Here is a 12837-nt window from a genome sequence, read left to right as displayed (position 1 = left end):
GCACATACAGGGAGGAAAATAAGAATTATGAACTTACTAGACAAAACACGCCAATTGAACACGATGCTTCAACAAGAGGCAAGCGCACACGTAGACTTTAAAGAAATGGCGGATAAGATGCGCGAAGTACTCGAAGCAAACACGTTCATCGTCAGTCGTCGGGGCCGCTTGCTCGGTTTTGCCATCAAACAACAAATCGAGAACGAACGCATGAAGGCGTTCTTGGTCGACCGTCAATTCCCGGAGCCATACGCCTCGAACTTGTTCAACGTCAAAGAGACGACGGAAAATATCGGCATCGACAGTGAGTACACGGCGTTCCCGGTCGAGAACCGTGAGTTGTTCCTCGACTCGATGACGACGATCGTTCCAATCATCGGTGGCGGCGAGCGTCTCGGTACACTCGTGCTCGGCCGGCTCAACAACGAGTTCACGGAAGACGACCTCGTCTTGGCCGAATATAGCGCGACGGTCGTAGGGATGGAGATTCTTCGTGAGAAAGCGGCCGAAGCCGAGGCGTCAGCCCGTAAAAAAGCGGTCGTCCAAATGGCGATCAATTCGCTCTCGTATTCTGAGCTTGAAGCGATCGAGCACATCTTCGAAGAGCTTGGCGGCAATGAAGGTTTACTAGTTGCTTCCAAAATTGCCGACCGTGTGGGAATTACACGTTCGGTCATCGTCAACGCGCTCCGTAAATTGGAAAGTGCGGGTGTCATCGAGTCGCGTTCACTCGGGATGAAAGGAACATATATTAAGATATTGAATGATAACTTCTTGTTTGAATTACAGAAGTTGAAATCGAACTGAAATAAATCAGATTTACTTGATGAATATCAGAAAGCCTAACGATATAGGACTTTCGACTTACAAAGTCGCTCCCAATGTAATGGGGGCGACTTTTTTTAGTTCAAAAGTAATTATTTTCAGAATTCGTCGTAAATTCGACAAAAACAGAAGACAGCATTTACCTGTTTTAATAAAAATATCTTTCAAGACTGTTACAGATTTGTTTCAATGAAATAGTGGATTTTCCAAATAAGGTATATACATGCATTCTTTTAGTGAAAGCGAGTGAAACGCATGAATTGGATTGGCAGCGACTATCAATTAATGAAGCAAGCGATCAATCATTCGGTCGTAAATCAAAAAGTCATCAGCCATAACCTATCGAATATCGATACCCCGAACTTCCGGGCGAAGCAAGCCGTGTTCGAACAGACGCTGAACAACGAGATGCGTCTCAAGCTGGCAGGCGGTCGTCCGAGCGAGCGCGCGGCGACGACGATCACGGATCGGGCCGGAGGTGCGATGCGAAGTGACGGCAATAACGTCGATCTCGATTACGAGATGAGCGAATTGGCACGGAACCAGCTTCAATATGAAGCGATGATGGAACAGTTGAACCGCCGACTCGGCGGACTCAAAACCGTCATTAGAGGAGGACGTTGACGATGGGCATGTTTGATAGTTTTCATATTTCGGCGACGGCACTGACGTCGCAGCGGTTACGGATGGACACGGTGTCCGCGAACATCGCGAACGCCCAGACGACACGCGGCAAACTCGTCGACGGGGAGTGGAAACCGTATACACGAAAAATGACCGTGATGCAGGAAGCGCCGTTTCGCCAACAGCTGTCCGCTGTCAGCGGCGGCGTCGAAGTCTCACAGATTGTGGAAGATGAGAGTCCGTACAAGCTCGTCTATGACCCGAGTCATCCTGATTCGGATGACCGCGGTTATGTCCAGATGCCAAACGTCGACCTATTGAAAGAAATGGTCGACTTGATGGGGGCGACGCGGTCGTACGAGGCGAACATCGCCGCGATGAACGCCACGAAGGCGATGCTCGTCAAAGCGATGGAAATTGGCAAAGGATAAGGAGTGACGATACATGCAAATCAACCCGATTCAATTGATGGGCACACAGCCGACGGTCGCGCCGGCGGTGAAAGAGACGCCGTCCCAGTTCGGAACGTATTTGAACGAGGCCATGCGCTCGTTAAATGACGTCCAACAAGCGACGAGCGCGGCCCGAGCCGACCTCGCCGTCGGCAAGGCCGATTTACATCAAGTCATGATACAAAGTGAAGAGTCGTCGATTGCGATGCAACTCGCGATAGAGGTGCGCAACAAAGCAGTCGAGGCCTATCAAGAAATGATGCGAATGCAAGTTTAAAGTAGAGGATGACGAGTAGCGATGAATGAAAAGTTAAAAGAACGATTCGGTTCACTGACCGGTTCGCTTCAAACGATAAAAACGAACCGTAAAATCATTTGGGGTCTCGTCATCGCCGGCGTGCTTCTCGTCGCGGTGCTCTTGACCGTCTGGCTGTCGCGTCCGAACATGGCCCCGCTCTATACGAACCTGTCCGCCCAAGAGGCGGGCGAGGTGACGGAACAGCTGACGGCCGACGGCGTGAAGGCTGAGATTAAAGCGACTTCGAACGGTGTCAGCGTCTACGTGCCGAGTGAGCAAGTCGACCAACTGAAAGTCAGTCTGGCGGCAGCAGGCATCCCGAAATCGGGAGCAATCGATTATAGCTTCTTCAGCGAGAACGCTGGCTTCGGAACGACGGACCGTGAGATGGCCGTCATCGAGCGGAGCGCGATGCAGACCGAGCTCGAACGGTTGATCACGCAAATCGAAGGGATCAACCAGGCGAAAGTCATCATCTCGATTCCAGAAAAATCGGTCTTCTTGGCCGAAGATCAAGGTGAACCGACGGCCTCCATCGTCCTAAATTTAGGAGCTGGTACGAATCTTGAGCCGGCCACGGTGAAAGGGCTCTATCATTTAATCAGTAAGAGCGTACCTAACTTGAAACCTGAAAATATCTCAGTCATGGACCAATATTTCACGTATTACGATTTAGACCAGACGACGACGGCCGGTGGATCATCGACCGACCCGCTCGTCTTGAAACGCCAAGTCGAGAAAGACGTTCGTCAACAGATTCAACAAATGTTGTCGGTGTTGCTCGGGGAACGAAGCGTGCTCGTCTCGGTCACGGCCGATATCGACACGACGCAATCTGCTGAAGAGCAAAACCTTGTGACACCTGTCAACGAGGACAGCATGGAAGGCATCGTCACTTCGGCGGAACGGATTGCTGAGGCATATACGGGCGGAACCGGCGCAGCAACCGCTGCCGGCACGGCCGAGAACGATACGGTCAATTTCCCGGCTGCCACGGGCACCGGGGAAGAAGAGAGCGAAAAGAATCATGAAATCATCAATTATGAAGTCAACCGAATTACGAAACAGATTCAAAACGCACCGTACTCGATTCGTGACCTCGGCGTCCAATTGATTGTCGAACCACCGAACGGGGCGACGACGATCGATCCTCAGCTCGAGGGTGACCTCGAGACGATGATGTACTCGATTATCCGAACGTCACTCGCCAAGACTGGAGAGGCACTCACTGAGGCGGAACTTGAACAGAAAGTCGTCGTCGTCTCACGTCCGTTCGCAGAAACGGAAGAAGCGGCCGCGGTCGAACAACCGACGCAATGGTGGATGTATGCCGCCGCAGCCGGTGCCGTCGTCTTGCTCGCGCTCTTGTTCTTCGCGATGCGCAAGCGCAACCGCGAACCCGTAGCCGAGTCGAACGAGTGGGAAGTCCCATATGAAGACGAAGTGCCGGACCTCGACCTCGAAGAACGGGGCGAAGGGGCCGTCAAGAAGAAACAGTTGGAGAAATTGGCAGAGAGCAACCCTGAAGAGTTCGCCAAACTTCTCCGTACATGGATGTCTGAGGAGTGAGTACTGTGAATTACGCCAAACAACCGAACCGAGAAAAAGCGGCCATGCTCATGATCTCGCTTGGACCTGAAGTGGCAGCGAGCGTCTACAAGCATCTGTCCGAAGAAGAGATGGAGCAATTGACGCTCCAGATTTCGGCGTTGAAAAAAGTATCATCCGAACAAAAAGAAGCCATCATGGGTGAGTTCCACGAGCTCGCTATGGCGCAGAGCTATATCACGCAAGGTGGCATCGGATTCGCGAAAACGGTGCTCGAGAAAGCGGTCGGAGAAGAGAAGGCGATGGCCCTCATCCACCGCCTCACCTCGACGCTTCAAGTCCGACCGTTCGAGTTCGCCCGCAAGGCCGACCCGAAACAGCTGTTGAACTTTATCCAAAACGAACATCCGCAAACGATCGCCTTGATTTTGGCGCATCTCGAACCGGTCAAGTCAGGACAAATTTTGTCTGAGCTCCCGCCTGAGATTCAGTCGGAAGTCGCCAAACGGATCGCGACGATGGACCGACTCAACCCGGACGTGATTCATGAGATTGAACAGATTCTCGAGAAGAACTTGTCCCAAACGGATATGCAAGACTATGCCCAATCCGGTGGCATCGAGGCGGTCGTCGAAGTGCTCAACGGCGTCGACCGTACTACAGAGCGTACGATTCTCGATGCGCTTGAAATCGAAGACCCGGAATTGGCCGAAGAAATCAAAAAACGGATGTTCGTCTTCGAGGATATCGTTACACTCGATTCGCGGGCGATTCAGCGGATTATCCGCGAAGTGGCGAACGACGATCTTTTGCTCGCCCTCAAAGTCTCGTCCGACGAAGTCAAACAGATTATCTTCAAAAACATGTCGCAACGAATGGTCGAAACGTTCAAAGAAGACATGGAATTCATGGGGCCTGTCCGGTTGCGTGACGTCGAAGAGGCACAAAGCCGTATCGTCGGCATCATCCGTCGCCTAGAAGACGTCGGAGAAATCGTAATCAGCCGCGGTGGAGGAGATGACATCGTTGTCTAACGTAATCAAACGCCACTATGCGACACCACTCGAACCGCAACGGATTGATTCAAAGCCGTTCCTCGAGCCGGTGAGTACGCTACACCAGGATGAAGAGCGGGAGCGGTTGGCCCAAACACGTGCGCAGCTAGACGAGCAAGCAGCCGAACTCGAAGCGCGCCGCACGGCGATGGAGCAAGAACTCACCGACTTAAGGGAAGAAGTGCTCGCGTCGGCTAGGCAAGAAGGCTATGAAGCAGGCTTTGACCAAGGAAGACGGGACGGCAAGGCCGAGTATGACGAATTGACGACCCGGTTAAACACCGTCAGCGTCGAACTCGAGCAGTTGTTTGACACGAAATGGCGGGACGCCGAGCAACAGCTCGTCGCCCTCGCCGTCGAGGTCAGCGCTCGCGTGACGACAGAACTCGTCCGAAACGATGAGGTGTTGTTCGCCGACCGGGTCCGTGAACAGTTGCTCCGTCAACTCGATGCAGAATCATTGACGGTATACGTCCATCCAACGCGACTCGCCTCGATTCAACGCTTTGAAGCGGACTGGGTCATCCCAGACGGCCCGGGCATCAAATACCGGGCGGATGCAGGTTTGGATGAGACGAGCGTAAGGATTGAGACCCCGCATCACGGGGATGAGCTCGATTTGAGCTATAGCTTTGACCGCGTACGCTCCAAAATCAAGGAGGTCCTGGCCGATGGCGCTTATTGACCGCGTACTCGAGTCGATTGTGTCCTCGCCCGATGACGAATACGTCCGAAAAGTCGGACGCGTTTGTCGGGTCGTCGGTCTGATGATCGAGTCGAATGGACCGAGTGCTTTTATCGGTGAACGTTGTTTAATCGAGCTACCATCCGGTCAACACGTCGAAGCCGAAGTTGTCGGATTCAATGAGGCACGCGTCCTCCTCATGCCTTACGGCGAAACGACGCAAATCGCACCGGGATGTATGGTCAAAGGGACAGGCCGGATGCTTCAAGTACCGGTCGGCGACGAGTTGATTGGCCAAGTACTCGACGGTCTCGGCCGTCCGTTGTCCGGTGAGGGTGACACGCCTGGCGCACGTTACGACGTGCTTCGTAAGCCGCCGAACCCGCTTGAGCGGCCCCGCATTTTAGACGTCCTCTCGACAGGCGTTCGCGTCATCGACGGTCTTTTGACGGTCGGGAAAGGACAGCGGGTCGGATTGTTCGCAGGTTCCGGCGTCGGGAAGTCAACATTGCTCGGCATGATTGCCAAACGATCATCGGCCGACATCAACGTCATCGCCTTGATCGGAGAGCGTGGCCGGGAAGTGAAAGAGTTCATCGAGAAAGAACTCGGACCAGAAGGGATGGCCCGCTCGGTCGTCATCGTGGCGACGAGCGATCAACCGCCGCTCGTGCGGTTGAAAGGAGCTTATACGGCGACAGCCATCGCCGAATACTTCCGCGATCAAGGTAAAGAAGTCGTCCTCATGATGGATTCGGTGACCCGGTTCGCCATGGCGCAACGGGAAATCGGACTCGCCACAGGGGAACCACCGACGTCCAAAGGGTATACGCCTTCCGTCTTTGCGATGCTGCCGCAACTGTTAGAACGAAGCGGGACCGCCGTGACAGGATCGATTACTGCGTTCTACACCGTCCTCGTCGACGGGGACGATATGAACGAGCCGATTGCGGATGCGGTGCGCGGGATATTAGACGGACACTTCGTCATGGACCGCTCGCTCGCGAACCGCGGGCAGTTCCCGGCGATACACGTCTTGAAGTCAATCAGCCGCGTCATGAACCAAATTGCCACGCCGATGCATCGGGAGGTCGCGCAGACGTTCCGGGGGTGGCTGGCCACCTATTTGGATGCCGAAGACTTAATCAACATCGGTGCCTATAAAAAAGGGACGAACCCGGCCATCGATACTGCCATCGAGCAGTATCCGAACTTGTTGACGTTTTTAAAGCAATCGATCGAAGAAGAGGCCCCGCTCGAGCAATCGCTCGAGCGCCTGGCCCAAATCGTGCGAGGTGAACGATGAACAGATTATTGTTAGAGCGCATCATGCCAATCGCAGAACACGAGAAAGAAGAGTCGGCGACGGAGATGAGACAACATAAAGCGCGGTTCGAGACAGAGATGGAGTCGCTCTATCGGCTCGTATTGACGTACGAGTCGCTCATGAAGAGTCAAGACGAACAAGCTGGAGTCATCGACTTGCTAATGTCGCAATACCGTGAACAGACACGCGAACGGTTGAAACGCCAAATCGAGACACAGCAACTCGTTGTCCAGCAGGCACGCAACCGCTACCATTTGTCGCAGGAACGTCTACTCGGAAAAGTCGTTGAGGAAAAGAAATATGTAACGTTGCATGAAAAAGTCAGTCAAAATGAAGTGGCCGCGACAAAGCTCATCGAACAGCATTTCATCGATGAGTTGGCAGTGATTCATCACGGGAAAGGGAAGTAAACCGATGGAAAAAGACAACACGAAGCGAGGCAGACAGCTATTGGTCGCGCTCGTTCTCGTCCCGGCCATCTTTCTACTCGTTGGAGGGATTGTCGTCATGAACTATGCGATGGACCGTCCGTTGTTATCGGTCCCGTTTCTAGAGACCGGTTCAAAACAAGAGCCGGAAGAAAAAGTGAAGACGAACGTGAACGTGACCGGGGTGGATACTGATGCCGCGAATCGCTTGAAAGTGGCGAATGCAGAGATTGAGAAGCTTCGGGCCGATAACGCCGAGTTAACGAACGAAGTGAAGGCTAGACAAGAAGAAGTCTCGAAGTTGATTCAGGAACGGGACCGACTCGTCGCGGAATTGGCGACGGCCAGTGCGGTCGAAGAAGAAACCTCGGACGTGTCTCGTGTCTATGAAGAGATGTCAGCGAAACAAGCCGCTGCCATCATGAACGAACTCGAGAGTCCGCAAGTGGCGAACCTATTGAAGGAATTGTCGCCGAAGCAACAAGCCGACATATTGGGACGGATGGATGCCCAACAGGCCGCCGTCGTCACCCAGTTGCTCCAGTGACTGGAAAGGAGGACATGATGATGAATATCGCCTTACTGGCCCAATCGATGCAAGGGGCACCACAAAAAGGCGGGGACGCGAGTGCGACCCCGACCGGACAGTTTTTAGAATTGCTCTCGGCCATGCTCGGAACGACGCCGACCGCGTCGCCTGAAGCTATGGCTGTTCCGGAAGACGAAGCATCGCTCCCGCTCGAGAACGTATCGAATCGGTTAGAGCAGTGGCTTCAACAGCCGGATAGCCTGCAATGGTTAAAGTCGTTGCCGGCCGATGCGTATCGAAAGTTCATGGATGCCTATATCGGGATTTTGAATCAAGTCGCCCCGGAACCTGCAATGGCCAAGGCCCCGGACGCAATCCCTGCCCTGCTAACGAGTCAAACGGCAGCGCCGACGCTCTCGTTCACGCTCACGAAGAAAGAGACGGACACACTAGTCCAAACGGTACCGGTCGATCAAGTAGAGGAGAACGTGCGCATTATCCAGCAAGTCGTTGCGCAGTTTAAAGGGACGCTCGGACAGACCCCAAAATCTATACCCGATGTAATGCAAACTGAAACGCAACCCGTACAGGTACCACAGTCGATCAAAGACACCGACTGGATGCCGAAAAGTATGACGTGGTCCAAACCAAGCATCGACTCTGAGATGGTGATGTACGCCTCGAAAGGCTCACTGCCTGAGAACATGCAGGCTCGGATCGAAGCGGCCTTGCAACGGGCCCCCTTCAAGAGTGGGGCCGATGGGTCGAAAGTGTTCACGGTCCGCCTGTATCCGGAACAGTTAGGGGAACTTGTCGTCAAACTCGAACGGCAAAACGGGGAACTCGTCGTCAAGCTGTTTGCGAGCAACCAAGAAGCGAAACAGTTATTGCAATCGCAACTAGGTCAGTTGCAACAAACGCTCCAGCCTGCGAACCCGAACGTCCGCGTCGAGGTCAACTTGACCCAACAAGCGCTAGAGACGAAAAACTCGAGCTTCAATGAGTTCGACCAACATGAACCAGAACAGCATGAACAACCGAAAGGAGACCCTGACGATGACGACCATCCAGCCGAAGACGAATGATTACACGCTCCCGGATCAATCGATGCCGAAAGCGACGAACCAATACGATCAAAGTATGTTCTTGAAACTATTGCTCGCCCAGCTCGCGAACCAAGACCCGATGTCACCGATGGAAGACCGTGAGTTCATTTCCCAGATGGCTCAGTTCTCTTCTCTCGAACAAATGCAGACAATCTCGAAACAACTCGACTCGGTGCTCGTCGACCGACAAATGGCCTCGATTTCAGAATTCAGCAATATGATCGGACAAACGGTCGCTTATACAAATGAAACAGAAACCGAGACGATTAAAGGCTCGGGACGTGTTGTTTCAATCTCGAAGACCGAGGCCGGCTATGTGGCCGACCTTGAAGACGGAACGTCCGTCAACGTGTACAACATCACTTCCATCAAATCAGCATAGGAGGATTCATCATGTTAAGAGCAATGTACTCAGGAATCAGTGGGTTAAAGAACTTCCAATCGAAGCTTGATGTCGTCGGGAACAACATCGCCAACGTCAACACGTTCGGTTATAAAAAAGGGCGCGTCACGTTTAAAGACCTCGTCAGCCAACAGGTCGGCAGTGCGACGGCGGCGAACGGTTTGAGTGGCGGGGTCAACCCGAAAGAAGTCGGTCTTGGGGGCACGATGGCAACCGTTGATAATGTCTATAACCAAGGCGCCATGCAAAACTCTGGTCGAGCGCTTGACGTCGGAATCTCAGGTGAAGGATTCTTCGCCTTGGACGTAAACGGGCAGACGCAATACACGCGGGCCGGTAACTTCTACACGGACAACGCAGGCGACCTTGTGAACGGGGATGGGGCTTATGTCCAATCAATCGGTGGCGGGCGCATCAATATCCCGGCTGGGGCGAAGTCGCTCTCAATCGGTAAAGACGGACAAGTCAGCTACGTCGATAACGCCGGGGCTTCGACAGTCGTCGGTCAAATCCAAGTCGTCACGTTCGCCAACAACGCCGGATTGTCAAAAGTCGGCGCGAACAACTTCATTCAATCGCAAAACTCGGGATTGCCGCAAGTCGGTGTTGCTGGACAAGATGGACGTGGCGAGCTCGTCTCGGGTGCACTCGAGATGTCGAACGTCGATTTGTCTGAAGAGTTCACAGAAATGATTGTCGCCCAACGTGGTTTCCAAGCGAACACACGAATCATTACAACATCGGACGAGATTCTCCAAGAACTCGTCAACTTGAAACGCTAATGATTCACGTCACAACGCTCCGGGGTGAAGAACTTGTGCTAAACGCCTTGTTCATCGAGACGGTCAAAGCCGAGCCCGACACGATCATTCACTTGTATAACGGAAAGACGTATATCGTCAGCGAGACGAAACAACAAATCATCGACCGGACGACGGCGTTTTATGCCTCGATCGGTTTGGTTGGAACGATAGGCATACGAGGTGAAGAAGATGAGTGAAGAAAAACAAAAAGGCGGCGCCATGAAGATGGTGCTCATCCTGTTAGTCGTCCTGCTCGTCATGGGCGGGGCAGGATTCATGACTTATAAATACTTGTTTGGTGACAACGTGACGGCGAAGACGAAACCCGTCACCGCCGAAGAGTTGGCCGAACGTAGCTTCACGACGGACGATATGACGACGAACATCCAAGATGAGCGTTTCATTAACGTCCAGTTCACGATCGTGACCGATGCCGCGGAGACGAAAGAAGATCTCGAACTTCGAAAGTTCCAAGTGCATAACGTCATCCTCGGCGACTTGGCCGGTATGACGAAAGCGAAGCTCACGACGAAAGAAGACATGCAGAAATTTGAGCAGTCGCTCCGTAAACAATTAAACGGGCTGTTGGAGTCAGGTGAGGTCCAACGAGTCTATATGACGAAGAAAATCATACAGTGAGGTGGCATCATGGGAGAAGTCTTATCTCAACAAGAAATTGATGCCTTGCTATCGGCGTTAAGCAGTGGCGACGTCGAAGCCGACTCCTTTTTGGCCCAGGAAGAAGAGCGGAAAGTCCGGCAGTATGACTTTAAACGGGCGGTCCGATTCTCGAAAGACCAAATCCGAAGCTTGACCCGGATTCATGAGCATTTCACACGGATGCTGACCACGTTCTTCTCGGCCCAGCTCCGGACATACGTCCAGTTCACGGTCAACTCGGTCGAGCAGCTTCCGTATGACGAATTCATTCATTCCATTCCGAGCATGACGATGATCAACTTGATTGAAGCGCCCCCACTTAATGGCCGCTTCATCATCGAGGTGAATCCGAACATCTCGTACGCGATGCTCGACCGCCTACTCGGCGGTCCCGGGGTCGAGATTGAAAAAGTCGAGAGTTTCACGGAAATCGAGATGCGCATCTTGACGCAATTATATAAACGAGCGTTTTCAGGATACGGAGATGCCTGGGAATCGATTGCCGAAATCAAGGCGGAAATGACAGCCGTCGAGGTCAATCCCCAGTTCCTTCAACTCGTGTCACCAAACGAGACCGTCGTTCTCGTCTCGATTGGTGTCACCATCGGCGAAGTGAGTGGAACGATCAACGTCTGCTTGCCGTTCGTGACAATCGAGCCAGTGTTATCAAAACTGTCGAGTCATTACTGGATGCAAGAGGCCAATCGCCGCAATGCGAGCGGGAATAGCAAAGAACCGCTCAAAGCCCAGTTGATGAACTCGTCGGTCGAGGTCGTGTCCCTGCTCGGGGAGTCGACGATTACGTTCGGTGACTTGTTGCAATTAGAGGTCGGGGATTGTTTGACGCTCGATCAATTGGTGAAAGACCCGTTATCGATCATGGTAGGGGAAAATAAAGTGTTCAGAGGGCAAGTCGGTGTGAGCGGGAAGCGGATGGCGGTCCAAGTGCTCCACCGGGTGAAGGAGGAAGAGCAATGAGTGAGATGTTGTCACAAGATGAAATAGACGCGTTATTGCGCGGGACGAGCGAGTCGTCAAAACCGGAGGAGAAGCCTGAAGAGCATCTTGACTCGATGGAGAGCGACGCTTTAGGGGAAATTGGAAATATCTCGTTCGGCAACTCAGCGACGGCGCTATCGACGTTATTGCAACAAAAAGTAGAAATCACGACACCAATCGTCAGTGAAGTCACGATTGATGCGCTCCGTGAGCGTTATCCGACGCCTCACGTCGCGCTTCGGGTCGGCTATACTGAAGGCTTGAAAGGCGAGAACGTGCTCGTATTGACACGCGAAGACGCAGCTATCATCTCCGACTTGATGCTCGGTGGGACCGGGATTGGAGTCGACCCGGAAGGACTCGATGAGATTCGCCTGTCGGCCGTCCAAGAAGCGATGAACCAAATGATGGGTGCGGCAGCGACATCATTGTCGACCGTATTCTCGAAAAAGATTGATATTTCACCACCGCTCATCGAAGTGTTCGATGCGACGAAGAACCAGACGATTATCGACCGCCTCGAGCTTTGGGAGACGATGGTCTTAATCGAATTCAACTTGAAGGTCGGTACGTTAATCGATTCGAAAATCGTTCAAATTGCCCCGGTCCAGTTCGGGAAACAACTCGTCAACGAACTGATGGCCGCCACATCGCCAGCACCTGTCGCACCAGCTCCGGCAGCTGCCCCGGCCGCACCGAAACAGGAAGCGCCGAAGGCACCGGCTCCCGCCGCCCAACAACCGGTTCGTCCGGCAGCGAAGTCGGTACCGGAAGTCGCGGTCAGCCAAGCCGAGTTCATGCCGCTCCACGCACCAGCGACGAACGACTCGATTCCAGCGAATCTGGGATTGTTGTATGACGTTCCGCTCAACGTGACGGTCGAACTCGGACGGACGAAACGTTCGGTCCGAGAAGTGCTCGAGCTGTCACAAGGTTCGATTATCGAACTCGATAAGTTGGCCGGTGAGCCGGTCGATATTTATGTGAACCAACAACGGATCGCCCGCGGCGAAGTCGTCGTCATCGAAGAGAACTTCGGCGTCCGTGTAACAGAAATTATCCAACCGCACGAGCGGATTGGCATCGTTTAAGGAG

At 53.2% G+C, this 12837-nt stretch carries 17 protein-coding genes; all 17 read left to right on the top strand.

From position 1 onward, the window contains the following. The first annotated feature begins 27 nt into the window (after nucleotides 1–27). The 17 genes from codY (at nucleotide 28) to fliY (ending at nucleotide 12833) form a co-directional block, all read left to right on the top strand. Nucleotides 28–807: a GTP-sensing pleiotropic transcriptional regulator CodY gene (gene codY, locus KNP80_RS03605; RefSeq protein WP_016508279.1), complete on the top strand. Its 780-nt coding sequence runs from the start codon at nucleotides 28–30 to the stop codon at nucleotides 805–807. Nucleotides 808–1080: 273 nt separating this feature from the next. Next, on the top strand, nucleotides 1081–1449 hold the full coding sequence (flgB, locus tag KNP80_RS03600; RefSeq protein WP_131433917.1) for a flagellar basal body rod protein FlgB: 369 nt from the start codon (nucleotides 1081–1083) through the stop codon (nucleotides 1447–1449). Nucleotides 1450–1451: 2 nt separating this feature from the next. Next, entirely contained in the window at nucleotides 1452–1880 is a 429-nt protein-coding gene (gene flgC, locus KNP80_RS03595; protein ID WP_214833683.1) for a flagellar basal body rod protein FlgC, read from the top strand. Between the two features lie 13 nt (nucleotides 1881–1893). Next, the gene (gene fliE, locus KNP80_RS03590) at nucleotides 1894–2178 is read left to right on the top strand and encodes a flagellar hook-basal body complex protein FliE (protein ID WP_214719439.1); all 285 of its coding nucleotides are present in this window, start codon (nucleotides 1894–1896) and stop codon (nucleotides 2176–2178) included. Nucleotides 2179–2199: 21 nt separating this feature from the next. Further along, the gene (gene fliF, locus KNP80_RS03585; RefSeq protein WP_214719438.1) at nucleotides 2200–3768 is read left to right on the top strand and encodes a flagellar basal-body MS-ring/collar protein FliF; all 1569 of its coding nucleotides are present in this window, start codon (nucleotides 2200–2202) and stop codon (nucleotides 3766–3768) included. 5 nt (nucleotides 3769–3773) lie between these two features. Continuing rightward, nucleotides 3774–4781 carry a flagellar motor switch protein FliG gene (gene fliG / locus KNP80_RS03580; protein WP_021067119.1) on the top strand — a complete coding sequence of 336 codons (1008 nt, stop codon included), beginning with the start codon at nucleotides 3774–3776 and terminating at the stop codon, nucleotides 4779–4781. Further along, on the top strand, nucleotides 4765–5487 hold the full coding sequence (locus tag KNP80_RS03575) for a FliH/SctL family protein (protein WP_214719437.1): 723 nt from the start codon (nucleotides 4765–4767) through the stop codon (nucleotides 5485–5487). The genes fliG and KNP80_RS03575 overlap by 17 nt, the downstream gene beginning before the upstream one ends. After that, a complete protein-coding gene (fliI, locus tag KNP80_RS03570; protein ID WP_214719436.1) occupies nucleotides 5474–6793 on the top strand; it encodes a flagellar protein export ATPase FliI in 1320 nt (439 codons plus the stop codon). Before KNP80_RS03575 ends, fliI begins: the two co-directional genes overlap by 14 nt. Beyond that, nucleotides 6790–7224 carry a flagellar FliJ family protein gene (locus KNP80_RS03565; protein WP_214719435.1) on the top strand — a complete coding sequence of 145 codons (435 nt, stop codon included), beginning with the start codon at nucleotides 6790–6792 and terminating at the stop codon, nucleotides 7222–7224. Before fliI ends, KNP80_RS03565 begins: the two co-directional genes overlap by 4 nt. Before the next feature lie 4 nt (nucleotides 7225–7228). Continuing rightward, nucleotides 7229–7789 carry a MotE family protein gene (locus KNP80_RS03560; protein WP_021067123.1) on the top strand — a complete coding sequence of 187 codons (561 nt, stop codon included), beginning with the start codon at nucleotides 7229–7231 and terminating at the stop codon, nucleotides 7787–7789. A gap of 20 nt (nucleotides 7790–7809) precedes the next feature. Beyond that, a complete protein-coding gene (locus KNP80_RS03555; RefSeq protein ID WP_251132319.1) occupies nucleotides 7810–8856 on the top strand; it encodes a flagellar hook-length control protein FliK in 1047 nt (348 codons plus the stop codon). Then, entirely contained in the window at nucleotides 8828–9259 is a 432-nt protein-coding gene (locus KNP80_RS03550) for a flagellar hook capping FlgD N-terminal domain-containing protein (protein ID WP_214833676.1), read from the top strand. The genes KNP80_RS03555 and KNP80_RS03550 overlap by 29 nt, the downstream gene beginning before the upstream one ends. Before the next feature lie 11 nt (nucleotides 9260–9270). After that, nucleotides 9271–10062, top strand: a complete 792-nt coding sequence (gene flgG, locus KNP80_RS03545; protein ID WP_214832314.1) for a flagellar basal body rod protein FlgG — start codon at nucleotides 9271–9273, stop codon at nucleotides 10060–10062. Beyond that, a complete protein-coding gene (locus KNP80_RS03540; RefSeq protein WP_214752225.1) occupies nucleotides 10062–10280 on the top strand; it encodes a flagellar FlbD family protein in 219 nt (72 codons plus the stop codon). Before flgG ends, KNP80_RS03540 begins: the two co-directional genes overlap by 1 nt. Next, complete coding sequence (locus KNP80_RS03535; protein WP_021067128.1) at nucleotides 10273–10722, top strand: flagellar basal body-associated FliL family protein; 450 nt, start codon at nucleotides 10273–10275, stop codon at nucleotides 10720–10722. The genes KNP80_RS03540 and KNP80_RS03535 overlap by 8 nt, the downstream gene beginning before the upstream one ends. Nucleotides 10723–10731: 9 nt before the next feature. Then, the gene (fliM, locus tag KNP80_RS03530) at nucleotides 10732–11721 is read left to right on the top strand and encodes a flagellar motor switch protein FliM (RefSeq protein WP_214833673.1); all 990 of its coding nucleotides are present in this window, start codon (nucleotides 10732–10734) and stop codon (nucleotides 11719–11721) included. Further along, nucleotides 11718–12833: a flagellar motor switch phosphatase FliY gene (gene fliY, locus KNP80_RS03525; protein WP_214833670.1), complete on the top strand. Its 1116-nt coding sequence runs from the start codon at nucleotides 11718–11720 to the stop codon at nucleotides 12831–12833. The genes fliM and fliY overlap by 4 nt, the downstream gene beginning before the upstream one ends. The last annotated feature ends 4 nt before the right edge of the window (nucleotides 12834–12837 follow it).

It is taken from the genome of Exiguobacterium sp. E4787, assembly GCF_018618375.1.
In the GTDB taxonomy this organism is placed as follows: domain Bacteria; phylum Bacillota; class Bacilli; order Exiguobacteriales; family Exiguobacteriaceae; genus Exiguobacterium; species Exiguobacterium chiriqhucha.
The sequence above is the reverse complement of the archived record's forward strand: the minus strand, read 5'-3'. Positions and strand labels throughout refer to the sequence as shown.